A 20,773-nucleotide genomic window follows, 5' to 3' on the forward strand; every position below is an offset into this window, starting at 1 on the left:
CGCGCGGGTCATTCGTCCCGAGGCGCCAGGGCGCCGCGGCGGGTCCGCGGCTTACCGGCGAGGGAGTTGCAGGTCGCGGCATGGTGCGCAATCGCTACGCGGACCTCCTGCGGGTCGGGGCCATCGGCGGTGTCGTCTACGGCCATTGGCTCCTGATCTCGGTCATCTACCGGGACGGGCGGCTCTCGGGCCTGGACGCCGTCGACTACGTCAGCTGGGGACGCTGGGTCACCTGGCTGTTCCAGGTGATGCCGGTGTTCTTCCTGGTGGGCGGATTCGTCAACGCGCAGTCCTGGAGCTTCCATCACGAGCGCGGCGAGGCCTGGACGCGGTGGGTGCGCGAGCGCGCCCTGCGGTTGCTGTGGCCCACGGCGGCCTTCGTCGTGGTGGCCATTCTCGCCGTGATGGCCGCCGAGGCCGCGCACGTGCCGTCGGCGGAGCTCGCGGAGTCGGCCTGGCTGGTCGCGCTCCAGCTGTGGTTCCTGCCGGCCTACCTGACGCTGATCGCGCTCACGCCGGTCATGTTGGCGCTGCATCGGCGCTGGGGCTTGGCAGCGCCCTGCGTCATGGCCGTGGCGGCCGGGTCGGTCAGTGTGGTCCTGACGGGGCGGCATCCTCCCGCAATCGGGTATGCCAACTACTTGTTCGTGTGGGGCTCGATCCATCAGTGGGGGTTCGCCTGGCAGGACCGGAGCCTCACCACGCCGCGGTGGCGCCTGTACGCGCTGACGGCGGCCGGGGCCGCGCTGCTGACCGCGCTGGTCGTCTCGCGGGCCTTCAAGGTGGACATGGTCGGCTCCGGGAACACGAACCCGCCGTCGATCGCGCTGCTCGCGTTCGCCGCGGCACAGTGCGGCCTCGTGTTGCTGGCCGAGCCGTGGATGTCCCGCGTCCTCGCCGTCCGGGTGCGAATGTGGCACGCGGTAAGGCGCCTCAACAGCACGGTTATGACGGTGTACCTGTGGCATTTCGTGCCGGCAATCGTCATCGCAGTGGCCTTCTATCCCACGAAGGTCATGCCGCAGCCGCCGATCGGCAGCGCGCGGTGGTGGGAGCTGCGGCCGGTGTGGTGGGCGCTGCTGACCGTGGTGCTCGTGCCGCTGGTTGCCGCGGTGACGTGGGCAGAACGTCCGATGCTGCGTCTTCCCTCTGGCCTCGGCTCGCCTGGGCGCTGGTCGCCGCTCCTGCTGCCGGCAGGGCTGATCGCAGCCTCGGTGGCACTGGCCCGACTGGCCATCGGCGGGTTCGCGCCCGCGGGACACGTGCCCGTGTGGACCCTGCTCTTAGGCGCTCTCGGGCTTGTGGCGACGCTGTTCAGCGGCCGCGCCACCGGCGAGCTGGAAGCTCGATCCGATCCGGGTTCAACGCCTTGACGCCACCGAGCCGTTGCCCGCCCTGGCTGCGCCGAGGTCCGCGGCGGCGGTGACGGCTTGGCGCGCGTCGCCGTGGGCGCCGAGGTACACGGTGATCCCCATCGTGCGCAGCATCCGCATCATGCCGGGCCCCATGTGCTCGGCCACCACGGCGCCGACGTGCTGCTCGCGCACGAACCGCGCCACGCGTGCGTGGTGCGCGCCCTCGCTGCCGGTGTCGTGCAGGGCATCCCAGCACACCTCGTGTTCCCACCAGCCGGTGATCTCGCCGTCGTCGATGTCCGCGACCGCGACTTGGTGGGCCCGGCCCCAGCGCCCGTCGACCAGGTCATCTCCGGTGATGGGAACACAGATCCTCATCGCACACCCTCCTCAAGCGACGGGCTGATCGGCCCTGACCAGGTGGAAGACGGGATGCAGCGCGGCTTCGGCGCTGAAGTCCTCGACCGGGGAGTCCGGCCGGGCGCGGAAGTACGGCTGCGTGACCTTGGCGATGCGGACGTAGTGCTTGAGGACGTATCCGGCCTGCTGCGCCGGCAGTTCGCGCACCTCGTACACGCGGGTCGTGCGGCCGCGGGTCAATTCGACCTTCCCGGCGGCACGCGCGTTGTGCACCCAGGAGACCGGTCCGTACGGAGCGACCAGCCAGCGCTGCCCGTTGAGCACGACCAGCGTCACCGGGTTCCTGCGCGGGCGGCCGGTCTTGCGGCCCCGGGTCGTGAGCAGGTAGGTGTGCGGGATCAGGCCTGTGCGCGCGAGGACGCTGGTGAACGCGTTCTCCACGTGGCGCAGGCGGCCGGGCTGGTACCGGCGGGTCGGCCACACCTGGTCGCCTCGCGGCGGAGTGTTCTGGGAATCCGCCTGGGCTTCAGGCGCGTGCCCGTTGGCGGCCTGGTCGACGTCCGGACCCGGCTCGCTCTGCTCCAGGCTGCTCTGCTCTGAGATCCCCTTTTCCGACGTGCTCTGATCGGACACTGCGATCGCCTCATTCCCTCATGCCCTGCCGCCAGGCTCGCACTGGGCGCAGCCCGGCCCCAGGGCATAAGGACCCGGATCCAGCCGGCCGAACCGCGTCATCGAAGGTCACGCCTGTGCGGCGGGCGGTCAGGCCTTCGGCTCGACCGGCGGCTCGCCAGGCTCGACGGGCTCGGCTGCCGGCGTGTCCGGCTCGGTCTCCGGCGGAGTCTGCGCCTTCGGCGCGCTCGCCTTCTGCGGCGCTTGCGGGCTTCTGACGTAGAGGCCGCGCAGGTAGCGCAGCATGGCGTTGTACCGCGTATCGGTGCCTGAGTGTCCGGTGCTGCTGACGGTCTCCCGGCGGGCTTCTGCGCCAGCTCGGTGGCTTTCGGCTGAGGTGCCGTTCACGGTGCCCGCCTCCCTTCTCGGTCCCGGTGGATCACAGCATCCCGCGCCGGACCGGCCGTGACCAGGGCCGTTCGGCCCGTCATCGCCAGCAGGCGGCGCCTGGTCCCGTCCTCGAAATCGCCTTGTTCGAGGGTGAACTCGATCCGCGCGAGCGCGTCGTTCAGCTGCGGAATCCAGTGGCGCCGCAGAATCCGGATCTGGCGTCGGGTGGCGATGACCGCGGCGTCGAGCGCCCGCACGGCGGCGAGCGTGACCGCGGCGCGGCAGGCGGCTTCGGCGGCACGCGCGTATGCCGGACGGGCGCAAATCAAGGCCGCACTGCCCGGATCGGACGCAGCTGCCGTTTCCGAGGGCGTTGTGAAAGAAGCCTCGGCGGGGAGCTTGACGCCCATCGACAACGTCTCTCGGATGACGACCCCGGCCGTGCCGGAGGGCCGAGTCCCGCGCAGGCCGTCGTGGCCGGACGCCGCGAGGGCCCGAGCCAGCCAGGCGTCCGCCTGCGCCGCCGCCTCATGCCAGGCAGTCAGCGCGTCCTGCGCGGCGCGCGTCCTGACTTGCTGCTCCTCCAGCAGCACGTGCAGTTTGCGCTCGAGCAGTTCGGCGCCGCGCGTCGCGGACGCGAGCCGCCGGCGCAGCCGAAGCCGACCGGCTCGGCCCGGAGGCACGCGCACCCCGGTCATGACGATCGCCGCCCCGGCTGGGCCGTGGCTGCGCAGTCGATGCCGAGCAGCTCATCGGACAGCATGGTCAGCTCGCTGCGCGGCAGGGCGAGGGCGACATCGCGGCACCGTTCGAGGATGTCTTGGAGCGTCCGGTTCTCGCGAGGACCCTGATCGATGAGGGTGCGGTCGAACTCCTCCTCGAAGGTCAGGTAGCGCCGGTCGGTTTCGCCGAGCGTGTCGGCGCCGATCAGGTCGGCCAGGTCGCGCACCTGGCGGGCGCGGGAAAGGGAGGCGAGCAGCTGCGCGGCGAGCGGACGGTGCTCCGGCTCCGTGCGGCCAGGGCCGGCGCCGTCACGCATGAGGCGGGAAAGGGAGGCCAGCGGGTCGACCGGGGGGTAGATGCCGCGCGCCGCGGCCTGCGCGGACAGCACGATCTGTCCCTCGGTGATGTAGCCGGTCAAGTCAGGCACAGGGTGGGTGATGTCGCCTCCCGGCATGGTCAGCACCGGCAGGACGGTGACCGATCCGGGCCGGCCGCGAATCCGGCCGCAGCGTTCATAGAGGGATGCGAGATCGCTGTACAGGTAGCCGGGATACGCCCGACGCGCGGGAATCTCGCCGCGCGCCGCGGACACCTCGCGCAGCGCTTCGGCATAGCTCGTCATATCGGCGAGGATGACCAGCACGTGGCGGCCGCCGACGAAGGCCAGGTTCTCCGCGATCGTCAACGCGATGCGCGGAGTCATGATGCGCTCAAGCACCGGGGCGTCAGAGGTGTTGATCAGCAGAGTGAGTTCGCCCGCGGCCGCGCGTTCCTCCAACGCGCCGCGAACGAACTGCGCGTCGGCGTGGGTGAGGTCCATGCCCGCGAACACGACGCAGAAGGGCTGCGATCCGGCGGTGGCCTGGGCGGCGATCTGGGTGGCGAGCTCGAGATGCGGCAGGCCCGGCAGCGAGAAGATCGGCAGCTTCTGGCCGCGCACCAGCGTGGTGAGCGCGTCGATCACGCCGATGCCGGTGAGTACCGGCTCGCACGGCGGCTCGCGGTGCACGGGGTTGATCGGGCGGCCGTTCACGGGCGCGGTAGCCGGTCCGAAGACCGGCGGTCCACCGTCGACCGGTGTGCCTCGTCCGTCGCAGATGCGCCCCAGCCAGCGCGGGCCGACCGGGATGCGCAGCGGCGTGCCCTCGAAAGCGGCGCGCGTGGCCGCCGGGTTGAGTCCGGCGGTGCCTTCCAGCACCTGGACGACGGCCAGGTCGCGATCGACCTCGACGACCACGCCGTGCCGCTGCTCGCCTTCGTCGGTGGTGATGCGCACGTATTCGTCGAATCCGACCCCTTGCACGTCGCGAACGACCATCAGCGGTCCGCGCAGGGAGCCGATCGACGTGTATTCGGGCTCTGGCAAGCTCGTCCCTGCCGCGCTCTCGTTCGTCATGGCGTCGTCCCCGCCTCGGTCAGCGCGTCGAGACTTGCGAGCACGGCATCGCGCCGCGCGCGGATGATCTCGATTCCATGCGGTCCGGCGTCCTCGCGGGCGCGCAACAGCGGACCGAAGTCGACGGCCTCCACCGCGGGCGCCCCGGCGACCACGGCGATGTCGTGGCAGTGGTCTGACACAGCCGACACCGCTTCGAGCAGAGCGGCGGTCTTCTCATCCGAGCTGTAGGCGTCGGCGTCGGACAGCGCGCTCTGCTGGAGCACGCCCTCACGCGCGAGCCGGCCGGCGAGCACATCCATGCGCTCGGCCGGCGGCAGCGCGCCGATGCCGACCAGATCGACCAGATCAGCCAGCCGGTCGGCGCGCGCGAGGGTGTGCACCAAGCGGTCCCGCAGCGCGGCAGGACCGGTGGCGTGGCCGACCAGGGCGGCGTCGCGGGAGAACGAGTCCGCCCAGGAGACCGCCGGGTAGTGACGCGCGTAGGCCAGGTCGCGGTCCAGCGTCCAGCGCGCCCGCACGAAGCGTTCGGTGTGCGCGGTGACCGGCTCGGCCATGTCCCCGCCCGGCGGGGAAACCGCCCCGAGCACGGTGACCGAGCCGGGGCCGGCGCCGAGGGTCTCGACCGCGCCGGCCCGCTCGTAGAACGCGGCGAGGGCGGAGGCCAGGTCGGCCGGGAAGCCCTCCTCGGCGGGCAAGGTGCCGGAACGGGAGGCGAACTCGCGCCGCGCCTCGGCCCAGCGTGAGGTCGAGTCGGCGATGACCACCGCGTCGTGGCCCATGTCGCGGAAGAACTCGGCCACACACGCCCCGACGTACACGCTGGACTCCCGCGCCATCATCGGCATGTCGGAGGTGTTGGCCACGACGACGGTGCGTTCAGCCAGCCGGCCGCCGGTGCGCGGATCTTCCAGCCGGGACAGTTCGTCGACGACTGCCGCCATCTCGTTGCCGCGTTCCCCGCAGCCCACGTACACGATCACGTCCGCGTCGCACCACTTGGCGATCTGCTGAAGCAGCACCGTCTTACCGGTGCCGAAGCCGCCGGGCACGGCCGCGGTCCCGCCCTTGGCGATCGGGAAGAGCAGGTCCAGGGCGCGCTGCCCGGTGTGCAGCGGCTCGGTGGCTGCCAGCCGCCGGATGAACGGACGCGGACGGCGGATCGGCCAATGCTCGGTCAATGTGACGGGCCGTCCGGCGACGCGGGCTATCACGGCGTCGGCCGGATAGTCTCCGGGCTCCGCGATCCACTCCAATCGCGGCTCAGGGTCAGGGTCCTGCGCAGGGGGAGCGAGGACGAGATATTCGACGGCCCGCGAGACGGCGAGGGTGCCCAAGCGGTGACCTGGCGGGATGAGGTCGCCCGGTTTCGCCTGGGGCGTGAAGCGCCAGGTGCGTTGATCGTGTGCTGCGCTCGTGTCTGCTGTGCCGGATTCGTCCCGTCCGAGCCACGTTCCAGCTTCGGCGAGGGGTCGCAGCAGGCCGTCGAAGATACCGCCGAGCAGGGCAGGTCCGAGGGCGGCCGACAACGCGCGGTTTTGCGGCACCGCCTTGTCGCCGGGTGCGAGGCCGCCGGTGTATTCGTACGCTTGCACGGTCAGCAGCCCGTCCTGAACCGCCAGCACCTCACCGGGCACGCGCGCGGGACCGAGCAGGACGAGTTCGGAGATGGCCGCACCGCCTCGCTCCAGTTCGACTTCGATCAGCGGCCCGGCGACCCGGCGGATCACGCCGCTCGCCGTTGTTGCAGCGGCGGCGCGGTTTGCAGTGCCGTCGGCGATCGCGCTGTCGAAAGCACTGTCAGTATTCAGATCGTCCATAGCCGCGCGACCTCCTCCCCGAGTCCGTCCACGGCGCGCGCGGCGATCGCCGGCAGGCTCAAATCGAGCCGGCGCCCACGGGCCGTCGCGGTCACCCCGCCACCCTCGTCGTCGACGATGACGGCCTCGGAACCGAGCGCGTCACGTGCGCGGTGCTCCAGCGCGGCTCGGACGGCCGGGTAATCCGCGCTGTCCCGCAGTGCTCGAATGCCATGCTCGATGCCGTCGCGGACCGCGTCGTAGACGGCACGCTGGGCGGCGAGGTCGAGGGCGCGCGCCTCGCGGCGGGCGGCGGTGAGCAGTTCGGCCGTATCGGCGGCGGCCAGCGCTGCGCCTCGTGCCCGCGCCTGGTCGAGGATCGTCCGGGACCGCGCCTCGGCTGCGGCGATCGTCGCGGCGGCCTCGATGCGGGCCTCGCCGACGAGCTTTTCTGCGTCGGCGCGGGCGCGCTGGAGCAAGCGATCCCGCACGGGATCCAGCGCTCGGTCGTCCTTCAGCTTCACCGGTGCGCTCATGACGGCATCACCACGGTGATCGGGTATGAGGTGGATTCCACGACGGCCGACCCGAGCGCGAGCGCCGCGGTCTTCGTCAGAATGACCACGACGACGTCCTGGGGCAGTTCCCGCCAGGCCGACCGCACCGCCGCCGGATCCTCGGCCGGGCGCAGGAGCACCCCGGCCAGGGCGAATCCTTCGATGAGCGCGCCCTCGCCCAACGCGGCGATCGTGCCGGCGCGGTCCATGCCGATCACGACTTCCCGATGAGCAGCACCGCGACGACGAGCCCGTAGATGGCGATGCCCTCGGCGAGCCCGACCACGACCATCGCCCGCCCGAACAGCTCAGGCCGCTCGCTCATCAGCGCGAGCGCGGCGGCTCCGGTGTAGGCGACGGCGAGCCCCGCACCGAGACACGACCCGGCGATCGCGATGCCCGCGCCGATCAGCGCGCCGCTGTTGCTGCCGCCGCTGCTCGCCGCCGCGGCGGCCGTCTGGGCGTGCGCGCTGCCGGCGCCGAGCGCGACGATGAGCACGGCGAGGGCCGCGGTCAGCAACCCGCCGGTCATCGCGAACAACGCCCGGCGTGCTCCGCGCGCGGAGCGGCGAGCCGTGAGCACCGCCAAAGTCGCGCCGACGAACAGCGTCGGTGCGCCGATCAACCAAGCGATCATGAGGTCATCTCCTGTGCGGGCAGCCGGAACGGCCGGAAGGGCCGGCCCTCCGGCTCGAAGATCCGCGAGAACAGTTCGTAGTACTCAAGGCGCATCGCCTGCACGCCGGCGACGAGCCCTTCCAGGGCGAAGGCGAGCGCGTTGCCCGCGAGGAAGAGCAGCGCCGCCCCGCACACGCCGACCGGGCCGTGGTGCGCCAGGCCGCTCGTGCCGCGCCAGATGACGTCGCCGAGCGCGGCATGGGTGAGACCGAACGCGGCGAGCCTGGCGAACGACACCACGTTCGAGCCGATCCGGGTGACCAGGTCGAACAGTCCGATGCCCACCTGGAAGCCGCCGGCCGCTCCGCGCGGCGAGACCATGGCCAGCCCGATCCCGGCGGCGATGATCCCGAGCAGCGCGAGCGCCGCTCCGGCTGTCACGAGCGGCACCGAGTGCGCGAGCGCGCCCGCGCAGCCGAGGGCGGCTCCGAGGAAAAGTACGGAGCCTGCGACACCGGAGACCGCGTAGAGCGCTGCCCCGGGACCGCCTTCGCGCCAACGGTTCGCTGTACCGACCCCATAGGCGATGGCGAGCAGCACCGCGCCGAACGCGATCGCATACCCGAGCAGCGGCAGCGGTTTGTCGAGCGGTTTGAGCCAGAGGGCCGGGACGAGCCCGGTCGGGCCGAAGAACTCGCCGTAGAGCAGACCGCAGGCCGTGGCGGCCAGACCCGCTCCGGCGACGAACGGCCACAGGTGCCGCACGCCTGCCAGGAGCCTGATTCGGCCGGAACGCAGCAGCAGGGCGCAGCCGACGAGCAGCGCGCCGTGTCCGGCGTCGCCGAACATGAGGCCGAACATCAGGATGTAGGACAGGCCGGCCAGCAGCGTCGGGTCGAGGTCTGCGTACGGAACCGTGCCGTACGCGCGCACGAGCGGCGAAAAAGCTTGGCGCGTCGTTCCGGCGTCTTGCAGCAGCGTCGGTGGATCGACGCCTCGTGGGCGCGGTAGCACGACCACCGCTCCACCGACCTGCGCCAAGCGCGCCGCGAGACGTGGGACTTCGGCCGCGGGGCACCAGCCGGTGAGCGCCGCCGTCTCATCGTGCCGAGTCGCCGCGTCGGTATACCGGCTGATCAGATCCTTGTCAGACGGCGCCGACGCCGCATCCGAGGAAGGCCCGTCGCATTCGATCTCCACGCATCCCGCCTCGCCGGTGCGCACGATCGTGGCGCGCAGATCGTCGAGTCCTGCGGTGAGCGCGACGCGCTGCATCTGTACCGGCAGCAGCGTATTGCGCCACCGCGCCGGAGCGCCGCGCGCGGCAGGAAGGGAGCGCTCACCGGGAGACATCGCCGCTCCTCGCCAACCGGCCGCCCCGATGCGCCGAGGCCAGTGCGCCCCGGACGGCGTGAGCGTCCGCGAGAAGCAGCGCGGCGCAACCGAGAACCGGCTCCAGTTGGAATCTCGGGGATCGCGCCAGGTCCGCGGCGTCCGATTCGACCCGCGACCACCAGCGCTGTTCTCCCCGCCAAAGCTCCTGCGGGCCGTCGAGCCCGGCCAGCGCCCAGCCCGCCGTCACCTTCGGCAGCGCCGCGGTGAAGGAATCCCAGTCGGCGGACTCCACCGCGCGGGCACCGAGCAGCGGGCGCGCTCGCGCCGCGCCCGGGGCCCCGGTCGGCCGTCCCAGCAGGAAGCGCTGCCTGGCGATCGTCAGCGCGGCGGCCGCCGCGCCCCAAGAGCGGCTGTCGGGATGGATCGCCGCGAGCCGGCTCGCCGCGGACAGCCGCAAGTACTCGGTCAGGCCCGAGGGATCGTCAGTTCCCGGATCTCCCCAGGCCGAAGCCGCCAGCACGGCGCGCAACGCGGCGGCGGAAGTCGCTGCCGCAGCCCTGTCCCAGCAGGTCGCCAGCGCGCCCAGCCGATAAGGCGCGGGAACCTCGGCGCCGGCGATCCCGCGCAGCCGGTCCGCGAGGTTGCCGATCTCCAGATCGGCGACCAGCACGCGCAGCACGCCGACTCCCGAGCCCGGCACCCATCCGCCCAGGACACGCAGATTCCACACGACGCCCTTGTTCACGGCGCGCTCCGCATCGGCCGGGCTCGCGTCCGGGGAGAGGAAGCGCCGGTAGCTCGTATCCGCCAGTTCCTCGAGTGCGGCAGTCAGACTCGGCTGCGCGGCCAGGCGCGCCGCCGCGCCCGGGCCGACTCTCCGATCCAGCAGCGCCTTGGCGCGGACGGTCGCGGCGACCCACGCGGCGCTCATCCCGGCGCTCCCGGGCCGCGGGCCGGCGGCTGCACGCGACTTGAAGTCCCGAGCAGCGTGTCGGCGACTTCGCCGACGAATCGGTCGACGTACTCTTGCACGCGCGGTTCGGCGTGTACGCGCAATGATTCGGCGTGGGAACGCGCTTGGTCGAGGAGCGCGGCGCTGGACTGCTCGGCCGCGGTGCGGGCTTGGCGCTCGGCTTTCTCCTGTTCAAGCGTCGCGCGCTCGGCCGCCTCCTCGACGATCGACTCGGCGCGGCGCCGCGCCTCCTGCCGGATGTCGGCGGCCTCGGCCGCGGCGCGGGCGCGGAGCTGATGAGCCTCGGCTTCGGCGTCCTCGAGGGAGGCGAACAGCGGCTGCAGTTCCGCGTCGTGTTCGGCGGTCCGGTCGGCGGGCACCGCGGCGCCGATCGCCGCCCCCGGCGCTCCGGCGGGCTTGAACCGGCGCAGGATGCCGCGCACATCGACCATGGCTCCGCCTTCCGACGAGCTCCTTGGTGATCATTCTGCTCGGCCGCGACCCACGGATGCAGGGCCTCAGTGCTTTGCCGAGCAGGGACCATCGACCCGCGCCGGGTACGGCCGGTCACCGCGTGCCCGCCGCGGATGACGGGCGACGCGAGTTGTGACGGCAGGCCGCGACGGCGGCTGCTCGAGGTGAGGCTGCCGCCGTCGCGGTGTCAGAACGCTTCTCCGCGGCTACCGTGCTGCGGGACGTGTGCCCCGCATCCCGCCGCGGCCGAAGCCGGCCAGTCCGACGATCACGAGGCCGAGCAGCACCGCCACGCCTCCGGCGATGCAGTTGCTGGTGATCGTGCGCGTGGTGTGCACGCTCCCGGCCACCGCCCACGGCGCGACGACCGTCCAGGCGCCGATCAGGGTCGCGGCCCAGGCCATCGCGTGCGTGCGCTGGTAGGCCGAGCCGAAGCCCGCCACGAGCAGCGTGTAGCCGATGCCGGTGATCAGGTTGTTGACCGCGAGCGTGGAGAAGCCGCTGAATCCGGCGATCCACGGCGACGCCGCCAGGTACAAGCCCGTCAGGATGCCGAGCGCCTCGGCCCCCTGCACGCTCGGCGTGGCGGTCGCGCGCTCGAAGCGCGCGCCGAGGTCCAGCAGGTCCGGGTGGCGTCCGATGTCCGGCTGATTGATCGGAGTGGTCAAGGTGACCACCTCCTCGGGAAACCGGGGACTCGGCCCCTTCGCCGCCCGGCGGCGAGCGTCGGGCGGCCGAAGCGGCCCTTTCGATTTCCACCCAAGCGCCGCCGGCGGGCGCGGCCTAGAGGCTCAAGGCCCGTACGGGTTTCGATGGATGCCGACCGCGCCGGTACCTCCGGCTAGGACGTTCGCCCAGGCCGTTCGGCTCCCGGTGGCCGGGTCAGTACACGAGCACGCTGGTTCCGATGGGCGCGAGATTGCCGGCCCACATCCAGTTGGTCGCCGCGTTGCTGACGCGCACGCAGCCGTGGGACGCGGGGTAGGGCGGTACGTCGGGGTACCCGTGGATCGCGATTCCGCCGTTGAAGTACTTGGGCCGCCACAGCACGCCCAACGGCGAGCGGTCGCTGCCGTCGACCTGCCGGAAGATCCGGTAACTACCGGTCGGAGTCACGGCGATGTACGTCGAGCCGCCGACGCTGTATGCCGCGCCGCTGCCGGTCGAGGTGTCGAGCACCGTGTCGACGTGGCCGTTCGTCACCAGCAGCAACACCTGCCGGCTCAAATCGATCTCGATGACGTGCCCGGAGGCGCTGTGCGCGCTCGGCCGGATCGCGCGTGCCAGCGCCGCGGCGCTGCGCGGACCGAACACTCCGTCACGCGGCAGGCCCGCGGCCTTCTGCAAGGCCACCACCGCCTGCTGGGTCAGGTCGCCGTACGTTCCGTCAGGCGTTCCGAGCCAGTAGCCGAGCGAGCCGAGTTGCCGCTGTAACGCCAGCACGGCCGGGCCGCGGTCGCCGGGGCGCAGCGTCGACTGGCCGCCGGGCGTCGTCGTGCCGGGAGGCTTCGAAGCGGTCGGGACCGGCGAGCTCGCGGTTGGCGAGGGCGAGCCGGACCCGGCTGGGGCCGAGATGGTCGCGGTCGGGCTGGGCCGCGGGCTCGACGCGGCAGGCGACGTTCCGGCGACGGTCGCGCTGTTCTGCGGCTGCGCACCCGCGTTCCCCGACGAGCCGGCACATCCCGCGGTTGCCGACATGAGCAGGGCCAGGGCCGCAGCGGCCAGGAGAGCCGCCGCCGCGGTCCGAATGCCGCAACGAGCCTTCACAATTCGACCGTAGGCGTCGCACGACGATCCCGCGACAGGACCTTGGGCACTACCCTGCCGGGCTCAAGACCCGAGCGCGGCGCGGAATTGCCGCGTCGTTGGTCCATCCCGGTCGGGGCCTTTGCGCCCCTGCGGGGCGATCCCGCGCGGAGCACCATCACCGGAAAGGCCGCCACCACGGCATCCGCGAGGGAGCGATCGTCATGTCCGAGCGAACACTGCGTCATCTGATCCAGCGGCACCTGACCGATTTCCTGGACGACTGGTACGGGCGTCCCGCGAATGCCGGACGACAACCCGATGAACGCGACTTCGCGACGTGGCTGGCAGGCGACAGTCACCGCGAACTTGGCCCGGCCGCGCGATAACCGAGTGCCGCGCACTGCTTAGGCAACCGTCTCGATCAGCCCGTATCCGCCTGCGTAGCGCGCGTATAGCAGGCCGCCGCGACCCGTAGCGGCGTCGGTGAAGAACAGGTGCGTTTCACCGAAGGCCGTCAGCCGTGTCAGGGCGCTGCTGAGGGACAGCCGTGGTGGCGGGTACAGGTCGGTCACCAGTACAGCCGGCGCCGATCGGGAGGACTCGGCGCGCTCGGTGCAGGCCATCCGGTAGCCGCAGGGGCCGTCCCGATAGACGACCGCTTCGGCGCCGGTTTGCGGATCCCGGAACATGTGCGCCTGATAGTCGAGGGCGTCGAGCGACAGAATCGCCTCCATCGATGTCAGAGGCCTGAGCCGCACAGGCTTGCGGCGGCTGATCGCGGCGGGCCCGGTCGGCACCGGTGAGACCCGGGTCAACGGATCCGGCCAAGGCCGCACCCACACGCCGGAACTCGGCAGAACCAGCTGCCGCGAGATCCGGGCGACCAGCAGCCCGGCGAGCTCCTCCGGGTGATCACATGCGGCCTGCGCCCGAAGCGCCCACCCGAGGGCGGTGAAGTTGACCTGGCCGACGATCGGGCCGCGGCCGTCCTCGGAAGCCCGGACCCGCACCCGCGGATCGCCGACACCCCGGGCGGGCTCGGCGAGCGCGGTCGACACCTGATCCGCCAACCGCTCCGTCAGACCCGCCGCCGCCTGCCGGGTTTCGCGATATCCCACCGCCAAGACCATGACGCCCGTCCCTCCGATCGAGTCACCGGCAGCGTCGCCGCCCGGCAGGACTCCGACCAGAGTCGTTGGTCCCGCGCCGCCGCGCGCCCCCGCCGCGACGGCCGCGTGGCACGGAACAGGGACTCAATGCCCTGGTGCGGGAGCGTCGGGTGACGAGACTGAAGGTGAGCGTTTACGAGAGAAGGTGTCACCGTGAACGCCGAACGCGGTGCGCGGGTGGTCGTGGGTGTGGACCGATCGCCACAGGGTCTGGCGGCGTTGCGAGCGGCTGCCGCCCAGGCCGCGCGGCGCGGGGCGCCGTTGCACGCGGTCCGCGTCGAGGCGCTCTGGTCGGACTCCGACACCAAGCAGATCGACGCGGCGTTCAAAGACGCCTTCGGCGGCGTTCCGGGCGGATTGACCGTCCTGCGCAGCATTCAGCCTCCGCCGGTCGCCTCGGCCTTGGCCGAGTACGCGGACGGACCCGAGGACCTGCTGGTGATCGGCAGCAGCGGCCGGGGCCTGTGGCACGCGCTGTGGTCGGGTTCGGTACCGCTCGCCTGCATCCGCAAAGCGCGGTGCGAACTGCTCGTCGTGCCGCCTCCGCCGCTGGCCCGCGAGTTGCGGGGGCGCCGGCGCTGGCGTCGCCGGCAACCGGATCTGTGGAGCAGGTTCGAGCACGAAACCGCGGCCAACCGCGGCTGAGGGCCGAACGGCTCCGCCGCGTGCGGCAGGACGTCATGCGAGGAGGTCGGCAATGTATTTCGTTGATCGGCGGGACGCGGGTCGGCAATTGGCGGATCTGCTCAAGCATCTGCGCAGGGCCGACCCGGTCGTGCTCGCGGTCGCGCGCGGCGGAGTCCCCGTGGCCGCCGAGGTCGCGGAGGCTCTCGACGCTCCGCTGGAGATCTGTCACGTGAGCGCGTCGTCGCATACGCCGTTCGCCGACGAGCAGCCCCTTGATGTCGACGGGCGCACCGTGATCGTCGTCGACGAGGGCTTGGTCACCGGAGCCACCGCGCGGGCGGCCTGCCGGGTCGCGCGGGACAGCGGCGCGGCGCGGGTGATTCTCGCCCTTCCGATCGCCGCCTACGACAAGACGCCGCGGTTGTACGACGTGGCCGATGAGCTGATCTGTATACACGCGCCGCAGGATTTCGTCTCCGTCGCGGACGCGTACGCGCAGCTTCCGAAGGTCCCCGATGCTCAGATCATCGAGCTGATGGAGGCCGCGGCGAAACGCGCGTATCAGAGCGCTGCGGACGACATCGTGGCCGAGCACGCGAACGTGAGCGGCCGTCCGGGGGCCGCGGAGGGAAGCCGGGCGCAGGTGCCTTCCGGCGACTCGACGCGACTGCCCGGCGTGCTGGCCGTGCCGCAGAACCCTGTCGGCGCCGTCGTGTTCGCTTACGGTTCCGGCACCGGGACAGCGGGGGCGCGCAATCGGTACGTCGCGCAGTACCTCCACAGCCATGGAATGGCCACGCTGCTGCTCGACCTGCTCACCGAGCCGTCCGCGATCGACCGGCGCACCGTGTTCGACATCGGGCTGCTCGGCCGCAGGCTCGCGGACGCCTCGGCGTGGCTGCGCGGTCAACCCGGCCTAGGCCGGCTTCCGCTCGGTTACTTCGGCGCCGCTGCGGGCGCGGCCGCCGCGGTGTGGGCCGCGGCGGAGCCGGGCGCGGACGTCGCCGCCATGGTGCTGCTCAGCGGCCGGCCGGACCTGGCCGGCTCGCGGCGGCTCGCCTCCGTCGCCGCTCCCACGCTGCTGATCGCCGGGGCACGGGACGCGGCCGTGCTGGACCTGAACCGGCGCGCCAAGCTCCGGATGCGCTGCGCGAACCAGTTGCTGGTCGTCCCGGGCGCGGACAACAGGTTCGACGATCCGCGGAGCCTGGCCGTCGCCGTGCGGCTGGCCGAGGACTGGTTCACCACCTGTCTGTCCACGGCGCGCGGCCCGGCCGGCGAGAAGGTCCGCTGAACGGTGCCCGCACGGCCCTGCCGGCCCGGGCCTTTCGGCCCGTGCCGTGATCGCCGGCCTCGACGAGGGTTTGCTGATACCGGCCGCGCCGGGCGACCGGATCAGCGACTGCGCCGAGGTGGCGATCATGAAGCAGCAGGTTCCGCCGACACGCATCGCCCCGCAGCTCTACGCGTCGAAGCGGGTGCGCGTGATCAGGCGCCGCCGGGCGCGCCGCGACCTTCCCGAACTGGACCTGCGCACCCCGTCCGGGCGCCGGATGCTGCCGTACTGAGCCGTGGGACGCTGAGCCGCTCCATCCCCGCGGCGGGACTTGAGACCCTGTCGGCCGCGACGGGTGGGCACAAGGCTGGGGCCAGGAGAAGGGGAGGGGCGTGATGGATCCGGTGGGCTCGGCGAGCGCGGAATTCCACGGCTGCCGGCTGATCCTGCTGCGGCACGGCCAGAGCGAGTTCAACGCCGCCAACCGCTTCACCGGCTGGGCCGACCCGCCGCTGACCGGATTCGGCGAACACGAGGCGGCGCAGGCCGGGCAGGCCATCGCGGCGGCCGGCTGTCGCCCCGACGTCGCGTTCACCTCGCTGCTTCAGCGAGCCGTGGCGACGACGCGCCTGGTCTTGACCGCGGCCGACCGCCCGTGGGTACCCGTGCACCGCTCCTGGCAGTTGAACGGCCGGCACTACGGAGCGCTGCAGGGCAAGGACAAGAACCTCATCAGAGAGGAGTTCGGCGCGGAACGAGTGCAGCGGTGGCGCCGCTCCTACGATGAGCGGCCGCCCGCGCTGCCGGAGGACCCGAACCTCGCCGATCCCCGGTACGCCGCCCTGCCGCCCCGGGTGCTGCCGCACACCGAGAGCCTGCGGGACGTCACCGCCCGGCTCCTGCCGTACTGGAGCGACGCGATCGCCCCGCAGCTGCGCGCCGGCCGGGTCGTGCTCATCGTGGCGCACGGCAACACCCTGCGCGCCCTGATCAAGTGGCTTGATGGGATCTCCGACGCGGAGATCACCCGGCTGGAGGTGCCGACCGCGCGTCCGCTGCTCTACCTTCTCGACGCGGCCGGAAAGCCCCTCGTGCCGGGCGGAGTGTTCCTCGTCGGCGCCCCTTCGCGCGGAAAGTGAGGACGCATGTCCAGGAATACGGGTCAGGCAGCCGAATCGATTCTCGTCGAGATGACCGGGCCGTTCACCCGCGAGGAGCGGCACTACGCCGTCGAGAAGTTCCACGCCCTGGCGGCCTATGCACACCGGCCGCTGCGCAGGGTGCACGTGACCGTCGTGGTCTCAGGCAACCCCGGAGCGGTGCATCCCGTCCAGCTCAGCGCGACGATCGACCTGGACGGCCGTCCGGTGCAGTCGCATGCCGCCGGCGACAGCGTGCGCGAGTGCATAGACATCGCGCGTCAGCAGCTCTACAACAGGCTGATCCGGCAGCGGGCCCCGCACTCCCGGAAACGGATCGCGCGGACCCGCCACACGGATCAGTAGAGCTCACCTGCGGACCCCGCCGTGGGACCGGTAGATCAGCCCGCGCGCCCCGTACACCGGAGCGGCGAACATGTGGAACATCATCCTGAGCAGCCACCCGACCGCGAAGATGGTCAGGATGGTCAGCCAGAACAGCACGGCGACGAAGATGAAGACGAGAGGCATGGTGACTCGCCCTTCTCGGGAGTTGCGGAGGCACTGCGGGGCGGTCGGACCGTCTTAACGGCCATGCTGCTCGCGATCCGGGAGCGCGCATCCCGTCGAAAGACCCGGGCTGCCGGTCCGATGGTCCGTGACCGGCAGCCCGCGCTCGGCCTGCGATGAGCCGTCGGCCGTCGGCCGTCAGCCGTCGGTGCCCGGCTGCGCCTGGATGGCGGTGATCGCCACGGTCGTCACGATGTCCTCGACCAGCGCGCCGCGTGACAGGTCATTGATCGGCTTGTTCAGGCCCTGCATGATCGGCCCGATCGCGACCGCGCCCGCCGAGCGCTGCACGGCCTTGTAGGTGTTGTTGCCGGTGTTGAGGTCGGGGAAGATCAGCACGGTCGCGCGGCCGGCCACGGTCGAGCCCGGGGCCTTGGTCAACGCGACGTCGGGTTCCACCGCGGCGTCGTACTGGATCGGCCCCTCGACCGGCAGGTCCGGCCGCAGCGCGCGGACGATCTGCGTCGCCTTGCGCACCTTCTCCACATCGACCCCGCGCCCGGAGTCCCCGGTCGAGTACGACAGCAACGCGATCCGCGGCTCGATGCCGAAGCGCGCGGCGGTCCCGGCGCTGCGCATCGCGATGTCGGCCAGCTGCTCGGCGTTCGGGTCCGGATTGACCGCGCAGTCGCCGTAGACCAGCACCCGGTCCGGCAGGCACATGAAGAACACCGAGGAGGCCAACCCGACCTGCGGCGCGGTCCCGATGATCTCGAAGGCCGGTCGCAGGGTGGCCGCCGTCGAATGCACGGCGCCGCTGACCATCCCGTCGGCCAGGCCTTCCTGCACCAGCAGCGCGCCGAAGTAGCCCGGGTCGTAGACGATGTCGAGGGCTTGGGCCTCGGTGACGCCCTTGTGTGCCCGAAGCCGGGCGTAGGTGCGCGCGAACCGCTTGTGCAGAACCGAGGCCGCGGGGTCCATGACGCGCACCCGCGCCTCGCGCTCGCCCCGTTCGACGTCGAGGCGCAGGTCCACGCCGAGCTCAGCGACGCGGCGACGGATCGCGTCCGGCGATCCGAGCAGGGTCAGGTTGCACACGTTGCGGCGCACGAGCACCTCGGCCGCGCGCAGGATGCGCTCCTCGGAGCCTTCCGGCAGCACGATGTCGCGCAGCCGCGGGGCACGCGCCCGCTCCATCAGCTCGCGTTCGAACATCATCGGCGTGACGCGCTCCACCCGGCCGAGCGCGATCCGCTCCGCGAGCGCGGCGGTGTTCACGTGCAGCTCGAAGTGCCCGAGCGCGGCGTCGACCTTGCGCGGGTCGGCCGCGGCCACGTCGCCCTTGAGCGCGGAGAGGGTCGTGGCGGCGGCGAAGCTGTCCGAGGCCGTCAGCGCCACCGGCGTGCCCGGCGCGAGCCGCTCGGCCAGCCGCAGGATCTGCTCGCCCGGCGGCTGACCCAGCGTCAGCAGCACGCCCGCGATCGGCGGCGAACCGGCCGAATGCGCGGCGAGCGCGCCGATCAGCAGGTCGGCCCGGTCGCCGGGGGCGATCACGAGGTGGCCCTCGCCGAGAGCGGCCAGGAAGCGGGGGAGCGCGGCGCCGCCGAAAACGTAGCCGCGCACCAGCCGGGCCAGTCCGTCCTGGTCGCCCAGCAGCACCTCGGCGCTGGTGGCCGCGACGGCCTCCGCGACCGTCGGGGCGCGCAGCGAAGGCTCTTCCGGGATGACGAAGACCGGCACCGGGCATTGCTCATCCAGCAGCCGCGAGACGACCTGCTCGTCCTGCGGGTCCACCCGGTTGGCGATCACGCCGACCACCGCGCACCCGAGATCGGTGTAGACGCGGTGGGCGTTGCGCACCTCGGCCACGACCGTGGCGGCCTGCTGCTTGCGTCCTCCGACGACCGGCAGCAGCAGCGCGCCGAACTCGGCGGCGAGGCGGGCGTTGAGCGCGACCTCGTCGGGAATCGTTCCGCTGGAGAAGTCCGTGCCGAGCACCAGCACCGCGTCGCAGTGCGCGCACAGGTCCCGCAACCGGTCCACCAGGAGCCGCACCAGCTCGTCGGCGCCCTGCTCGGCCCGGATCACAGCCGCCTGTTCGTACGAGTATCCGTAAAGCAGGTCGGGCGGCGCGGAGACGCGGTATCGCGTCCGCAGCAGTTCGATCACCGGATCGCCGCCGGTGCGGCCGACGGGCCGGAAGACCCCGATCCGGCGGGCATGGCGGGCGAGCAGCTCCGTGACGCCGAGCTCGATCAGCGTGCGCCCGTCGCCGGGGCCGACCCCGGCCACGCAGACCACGCGACAGCGCGCCACCTCGGCACGGTCTGCGGCAGCGCTGTCTGCGGCAGCACTCTCTCCGATGTCGCTGCCCTCGGCGGGCCGGTCAACCACGGGTCGGCTCCTCGCTCACCTCGTCGAGCAACGTGAACTGCGCGACCACGCTATCCACGCCGTCGACGCGGCGTAAGAGCATTCCGGCCAACGCTATCTCCCCGGGCTCGCCGACCCGCCCGCGCAGCCGGACCGCGCCGCGGGTGACCTTCACGTCCAGGACCTCGCCGCCGACGTCGATCACCCGGTCGACCACGCGCCTGCGGATTTCATCATCAGTGGGCGATATCGCGTTCATGACTACAGCACAACGCCGCGCCGCCCGCGTGGACAGGGGCGATGGTCCCCGCGACCGCCGCCGCGCACCGCGCGGGGTCGCCCGGCGCCGCCGCACGGGACCTTCGGCCCCCGGCCGGCGGTAACCATGGCCCTGCTGCGCCACCCGGCCCGGTGCGACGCTCATGGCGTGGACGGCAAACCTGGTACCGAAACGCTAGAGCGTGTCGCGGACGGCGCGATCGCCGCGGCCGCCGCCGCTGCGATAGGGCAGGGCGACGTGTGGCGGGTGTTCGAACCGCTGCCGACGTCGAATCCGGCATGCTGCTGTTGCGCGCAGCCGGTTGTCAGGGTCGTGATGCCGGTTACCGACTCCGAGCGCGAGCCGACCGATCTGCTGCTGTGCGGGCACCACTTCCGCGTCTCGCGCGCCGCGCTCGCGGCGGCCGGGGCGGTGGTGTTCGACGCGGGCGACGTCCTGGTGCGGCTGCCCGCTTGACGTGTGCGGTCGGTGCCGGGGTGCGAGGTGAAGGAGGAGCCATGTGCGAGTACTGCGGCTGCCAGAGCGTGCCCGCGATCGGCGAGCTGGCGGACGAGCACGAGCGGGCGTTGGAGCTGGTCGCGCAGGCGCGCGCCGCGCACCGTGACGGCGACCTGGCGCGGATGGCGCATCTCGCGCAGCGGATCGCCGACCTGCTCGCCCCGCACTGCGCGGTCGAGGAGGAGGGCCTGTTCCCGGCTCTCGCGGCGGAGTTCCCCGAGCAGGTCGCCGCGCTGCGCCGCGAGCACGCGGCGCTGACCGCGGTGCTGGCAGGGGCGGGCGACGTGCCGCTTTGGGACTGCTCGTGGGCGGCGCGGATTCTCGGCGCCCTCGACTTGCTGCAGTGGCACATCCTGAAGGAACAGGACGGGGTCTTCCCCGCCGCGCTCGCGACGCTGCACTGCGCGGACTGGGAGGCCCTGGACGCGGTACGCGACCGCATCGGCTCCAAGCTGGCGCACCCCGTCGGCGCGTGACTTCGCCGAACGAGGCCCGGTCGCACAATGCGGCCGGGCCACCCTCAGCTCGCCGATCCCGCTCTTGCTCTCGCCTGATGAAGCGTCGGCGGGCCTGCGCGAGCG

General features: G+C 72.2%; 27 protein-coding genes. 9 read left to right on the forward strand and 18 right to left on the reverse strand.

The features are described 5' to 3' along the window. Positions 1-80: 80 nt before the first annotated feature. Positions 81-1,373, forward strand: a complete 1,293-nt coding sequence (locus VFB40_RS09115) for an acyltransferase family protein (RefSeq protein WP_324848872.1) — start codon at positions 81-83, stop codon at positions 1,371-1,373. On the opposite strand, the gene VFB40_RS09120 is transcribed toward VFB40_RS09115, so the two are convergent. The 14 genes from VFB40_RS09120 to VFB40_RS09185 form a co-directional block, all read right to left on the reverse strand. Beyond that, positions 1,362-1,733: a NifB/NifX family molybdenum-iron cluster-binding protein gene (locus tag VFB40_RS09120; protein WP_324848873.1), complete on the reverse strand. Its 372-nt coding sequence runs from the start codon at positions 1,731-1,733 to the stop codon at positions 1,362-1,364. The genes VFB40_RS09115 and VFB40_RS09120 overlap by 12 nt on opposite strands. A 12-nt stretch (positions 1,734-1,745) precedes the next feature. Next, complete coding sequence (locus tag VFB40_RS09125; RefSeq protein ID WP_324848874.1) at positions 1,746-2,348, reverse strand: nitroreductase family deazaflavin-dependent oxidoreductase; 603 nt, start codon at positions 2,346-2,348, stop codon at positions 1,746-1,748. A gap of 129 nt (positions 2,349-2,477) precedes the next feature. After that, on the reverse strand, positions 2,478-2,735 hold the full coding sequence (locus VFB40_RS09130) for a hypothetical protein (protein ID WP_324848875.1): 258 nt from the start codon (positions 2,733-2,735) through the stop codon (positions 2,478-2,480). Then, the gene (locus tag VFB40_RS09135) at positions 2,732-3,415 is read right to left on the reverse strand and encodes a V-type ATP synthase subunit D (RefSeq protein ID WP_324848876.1); all 684 of its coding nucleotides are present in this window, start codon (positions 3,413-3,415) and stop codon (positions 2,732-2,734) included. Before VFB40_RS09135 ends, VFB40_RS09130 begins: the two co-directional genes overlap by 4 nt. After that, positions 3,412-4,836 (reverse strand): V-type ATP synthase subunit B, encoded by a 1,425-nt coding sequence (locus tag VFB40_RS09140; protein WP_324848877.1) that lies wholly within the window; start codon positions 4,834-4,836, stop codon positions 3,412-3,414. Before VFB40_RS09140 ends, VFB40_RS09135 begins: the two co-directional genes overlap by 4 nt. Continuing rightward, on the reverse strand, positions 4,833-6,656 hold the full coding sequence (locus VFB40_RS09145) for a V-type ATP synthase subunit A (protein WP_324848878.1): 1,824 nt from the start codon (positions 6,654-6,656) through the stop codon (positions 4,833-4,835). The genes VFB40_RS09140 and VFB40_RS09145 overlap by 4 nt, the downstream gene beginning before the upstream one ends. Then, positions 6,644-7,171, reverse strand: a complete 528-nt coding sequence (locus tag VFB40_RS09150) for a hypothetical protein (RefSeq protein WP_324848881.1) — start codon at positions 7,169-7,171, stop codon at positions 6,644-6,646. The genes VFB40_RS09145 and VFB40_RS09150 overlap by 13 nt, the downstream gene beginning before the upstream one ends. Then, complete coding sequence (locus VFB40_RS09155; protein ID WP_324848883.1) at positions 7,168-7,410, reverse strand: hypothetical protein; 243 nt, start codon at positions 7,408-7,410, stop codon at positions 7,168-7,170. The genes VFB40_RS09150 and VFB40_RS09155 overlap by 4 nt, the downstream gene beginning before the upstream one ends. Further along, on the reverse strand, positions 7,407-7,829 hold the full coding sequence (locus VFB40_RS09160) for an ATP synthase subunit C (protein ID WP_324848885.1): 423 nt from the start codon (positions 7,827-7,829) through the stop codon (positions 7,407-7,409). The genes VFB40_RS09155 and VFB40_RS09160 overlap by 4 nt, the downstream gene beginning before the upstream one ends. Beyond that, the gene (locus VFB40_RS09165) at positions 7,826-9,163 is read right to left on the reverse strand and encodes a V-type ATP synthase subunit I (protein WP_324848887.1); all 1,338 of its coding nucleotides are present in this window, start codon (positions 9,161-9,163) and stop codon (positions 7,826-7,828) included. The genes VFB40_RS09160 and VFB40_RS09165 overlap by 4 nt, the downstream gene beginning before the upstream one ends. Next, positions 9,150-10,076, reverse strand: a complete 927-nt coding sequence (locus VFB40_RS09170) for a hypothetical protein (RefSeq protein ID WP_324848889.1) — start codon at positions 10,074-10,076, stop codon at positions 9,150-9,152. The genes VFB40_RS09165 and VFB40_RS09170 overlap by 14 nt, the downstream gene beginning before the upstream one ends. Beyond that, complete coding sequence (locus VFB40_RS09175) at positions 10,073-10,549, reverse strand: F0F1 ATP synthase subunit B family protein (RefSeq protein WP_324848891.1); 477 nt, start codon at positions 10,547-10,549, stop codon at positions 10,073-10,075. The genes VFB40_RS09170 and VFB40_RS09175 overlap by 4 nt, the downstream gene beginning before the upstream one ends. Positions 10,550-10,777: 228 nt before the next feature. Beyond that, positions 10,778-11,239 carry an SPW repeat protein gene (locus tag VFB40_RS09180; protein WP_324848893.1) on the reverse strand — a complete coding sequence of 154 codons (462 nt, stop codon included), beginning with the start codon at positions 11,237-11,239 and terminating at the stop codon, positions 10,778-10,780. Between the two features lie 214 nt (positions 11,240-11,453). Continuing rightward, the gene (locus VFB40_RS09185) at positions 11,454-12,338 is read right to left on the reverse strand and encodes a L,D-transpeptidase family protein (RefSeq protein WP_324848895.1); all 885 of its coding nucleotides are present in this window, start codon (positions 12,336-12,338) and stop codon (positions 11,454-11,456) included. A gap of 203 nt (positions 12,339-12,541) precedes the next feature. Between VFB40_RS09185 and VFB40_RS09190 the strand changes: the two genes are divergently transcribed. Continuing rightward, positions 12,542-12,706, forward strand: a complete 165-nt coding sequence (locus VFB40_RS09190) for a hypothetical protein (RefSeq protein WP_324848898.1) — start codon at positions 12,542-12,544, stop codon at positions 12,704-12,706. Positions 12,707-12,724: 18 nt separating this feature from the next. Here the strand turns inward: VFB40_RS09190 and VFB40_RS09195 are convergent, their stop codons facing one another. Further along, positions 12,725-13,438 (reverse strand): sigma 54 modulation/S30EA ribosomal C-terminal domain-containing protein, encoded by a 714-nt coding sequence (locus VFB40_RS09195; RefSeq protein WP_324848900.1) that lies wholly within the window; start codon positions 13,436-13,438, stop codon positions 12,725-12,727. 204 nt (positions 13,439-13,642) lie between these two features. On the opposite strand from VFB40_RS09195, the gene VFB40_RS09200 reads away from it, so the two are divergent. The 5 genes from VFB40_RS09200 (at position 13,643) to VFB40_RS09220 (ending at position 16,897) form a co-directional block, all read left to right on the forward strand. Then, entirely contained in the window at positions 13,643-14,134 is a 492-nt protein-coding gene (locus VFB40_RS09200; protein WP_324848902.1) for a universal stress protein, read from the forward strand. A 52-nt stretch (positions 14,135-14,186) separates the two neighbouring features. Then, the gene (locus VFB40_RS09205; RefSeq protein ID WP_324848904.1) at positions 14,187-15,410 is read left to right on the forward strand and encodes a phosphoribosyltransferase family protein; all 1,224 of its coding nucleotides are present in this window, start codon (positions 14,187-14,189) and stop codon (positions 15,408-15,410) included. 46 nt (positions 15,411-15,456) lie between these two features. Continuing rightward, positions 15,457-15,684 carry a hypothetical protein gene (locus VFB40_RS09210; protein ID WP_324848906.1) on the forward strand — a complete coding sequence of 76 codons (228 nt, stop codon included), beginning with the start codon at positions 15,457-15,459 and terminating at the stop codon, positions 15,682-15,684. Positions 15,685-15,787: 103 nt separating this feature from the next. Further along, positions 15,788-16,531, forward strand: a complete 744-nt coding sequence (locus VFB40_RS09215) for a 2,3-bisphosphoglycerate-dependent phosphoglycerate mutase (protein WP_324848920.1) — start codon at positions 15,788-15,790, stop codon at positions 16,529-16,531. Between the two features lie 6 nt (positions 16,532-16,537). Continuing rightward, positions 16,538-16,897, forward strand: a complete 360-nt coding sequence (locus tag VFB40_RS09220) for a hypothetical protein (RefSeq protein ID WP_324848908.1) — start codon at positions 16,538-16,540, stop codon at positions 16,895-16,897. Between the two features lie 3 nt (positions 16,898-16,900). On the opposite strand, the gene VFB40_RS09225 is transcribed toward VFB40_RS09220, so the two are convergent. The 3 genes from VFB40_RS09225 to VFB40_RS09235 form a co-directional block, all read right to left on the reverse strand. Then, positions 16,901-17,062, reverse strand: a complete 162-nt coding sequence (locus VFB40_RS09225; protein ID WP_324848910.1) for a hypothetical protein — start codon at positions 17,060-17,062, stop codon at positions 16,901-16,903. Between the two features lie 177 nt (positions 17,063-17,239). Further along, the gene (pta, locus tag VFB40_RS09230) at positions 17,240-19,357 is read right to left on the reverse strand and encodes a phosphate acetyltransferase (RefSeq protein WP_349261406.1); all 2,118 of its coding nucleotides are present in this window, start codon (positions 19,355-19,357) and stop codon (positions 17,240-17,242) included. A 70-nt stretch (positions 19,358-19,427) separates the two neighbouring features. Next, positions 19,428-19,673, reverse strand: coding sequence for a BON domain-containing protein (locus VFB40_RS09235; RefSeq protein ID WP_324848914.1), 246 nt, complete (start codon positions 19,671-19,673; stop codon positions 19,428-19,430). 168 nt (positions 19,674-19,841) lie between these two features. Here VFB40_RS09235 and VFB40_RS09240 point away from each other — a divergent pair, with 168 nt between their 5' ends. After that, positions 19,842-20,150: a DUF7455 domain-containing protein gene (locus VFB40_RS09240; RefSeq protein ID WP_324848916.1), complete on the forward strand. Its 309-nt coding sequence runs from the start codon at positions 19,842-19,844 to the stop codon at positions 20,148-20,150. Positions 20,151-20,191: 41 nt separating this feature from the next. After that, complete coding sequence (locus tag VFB40_RS09245) at positions 20,192-20,668, forward strand: hemerythrin domain-containing protein (RefSeq protein ID WP_324848918.1); 477 nt, start codon at positions 20,192-20,194, stop codon at positions 20,666-20,668. Positions 20,669-20,773 lie beyond the last annotated feature (105 nt).

Origin of the sequence: Actinocrinis sp. (assembly GCF_035650855.1) — a bacterium.
GTDB lineage: Bacteria > Actinomycetota > Actinomycetes > Streptomycetales > Catenulisporaceae > Actinocrinis.

Coding starts and splice junctions, on each gene's coding strand:
- VFB40_RS09115 (WP_324848872.1), top strand. CDS start 81: ATGGTGCGCAATCGCTACGCGGACCTCCTGCGGGTCGGGGCCATCGGC.
- VFB40_RS09120 (WP_324848873.1), bottom strand. CDS start 1,733: ATGAGGATCTGTGTTCCCATCACCGGAGATGACCTGGTCGACGGGCGC.
- VFB40_RS09135 (WP_324848876.1), bottom strand. CDS start 3,415: ATGACCGGGGTGCGCGTGCCTCCGGGCCGAGCCGGTCGGCTTCGGCTG.
- VFB40_RS09140 (WP_324848877.1), bottom strand. CDS start 4,836: ATGACGAACGAGAGCGCGGCAGGGACGAGCTTGCCAGAGCCCGAATAC.
- VFB40_RS09145 (WP_324848878.1), bottom strand. CDS start 6,656: ATGGACGATCTGAATACTGACAGTGCTTTCGACAGCGCGATCGCCGAC.
- VFB40_RS09150 (WP_324848881.1), bottom strand. CDS start 7,171: ATGAGCGCACCGGTGAAGCTGAAGGACGACCGAGCGCTGGATCCCGTG.
- VFB40_RS09160 (WP_324848885.1), bottom strand. CDS start 7,829: ATGATCGCTTGGTTGATCGGCGCACCGACGCTGTTCGTCGGCGCGACT.
- VFB40_RS09165 (WP_324848887.1), bottom strand. CDS start 9,163: ATGTCTCCCGGTGAGCGCTCCCTTCCTGCCGCGCGCGGCGCTCCGGCG.
- VFB40_RS09170 (WP_324848889.1), bottom strand. CDS start 10,076: ATGAGCGCCGCGTGGGTCGCCGCGACCGTCCGCGCCAAGGCGCTGCTG.
- VFB40_RS09175 (WP_324848891.1), bottom strand. CDS start 10,549: ATGGTCGATGTGCGCGGCATCCTGCGCCGGTTCAAGCCCGCCGGAGCG.
- VFB40_RS09190 (WP_324848898.1), top strand. CDS start 12,542: ATGTCCGAGCGAACACTGCGTCATCTGATCCAGCGGCACCTGACCGAT.
- VFB40_RS09205 (WP_324848904.1), top strand. CDS start 14,187: ATGTATTTCGTTGATCGGCGGGACGCGGGTCGGCAATTGGCGGATCTG.
- VFB40_RS09215 (WP_324848920.1), top strand. CDS start 15,788: ATGGATCCGGTGGGCTCGGCGAGCGCGGAATTCCACGGCTGCCGGCTG.
- VFB40_RS09220 (WP_324848908.1), top strand. CDS start 16,538: ATGTCCAGGAATACGGGTCAGGCAGCCGAATCGATTCTCGTCGAGATG.
- VFB40_RS09225 (WP_324848910.1), bottom strand. CDS start 17,062: ATGCCTCTCGTCTTCATCTTCGTCGCCGTGCTGTTCTGGCTGACCATC.
- VFB40_RS09235 (WP_324848914.1), bottom strand. CDS start 19,673: ATGAACGCGATATCGCCCACTGATGATGAAATCCGCAGGCGCGTGGTC.
- VFB40_RS09245 (WP_324848918.1), top strand. CDS start 20,192: ATGTGCGAGTACTGCGGCTGCCAGAGCGTGCCCGCGATCGGCGAGCTG.